This window comes from Pseudomonas sp. BJa3 (genome assembly GCF_026343815.1).
In the GTDB taxonomy this organism is placed as follows: Bacteria; Pseudomonadota; Gammaproteobacteria; order Pseudomonadales; family Pseudomonadaceae; genus Aquipseudomonas; species Aquipseudomonas soli.
The window spans coordinates 1-232 of the sequence record NZ_JAOXMC010000579.1 but is presented as its reverse complement, the minus strand read 5'-3'; the positions used below and the strand labels follow the sequence as shown (position 1 = coordinate 232).

1 protein-coding gene is annotated in these 232 nt (G+C 71.6%); it reads right to left on the bottom strand.

The window, feature by feature from the left end; translation table 11 throughout:
• Nucleotides 1-232, bottom strand: a 232-nt coding sequence (locus OH705_RS28865; protein ID WP_267303653.1) for a hypothetical protein, incomplete at both ends; no start/stop codon positions are given.

Genomic DNA, 232 nt, shown 5'->3' with positions numbered 1-232 from the left:
CTGGTTGATGACCTCGGCCACCGTCAGCGCCAGGTCGGTATCGGCCAGGACCTGGCCGCCGGTGTTGTCCAGGCGCTGCCCGGTGAGGCTGAGCGCCTTGGCCGCGGACAGTTCGCCGCCGCGGTTGTCGACGCTGTCCACGGTCAGGTGCATGCCCTGCCCGGCGCCGACCACGGCGCCCTGGCGGTTGACCAGTGTACTGCCCTTGAGGGTCAGCGTGCCGTCGGCGGAC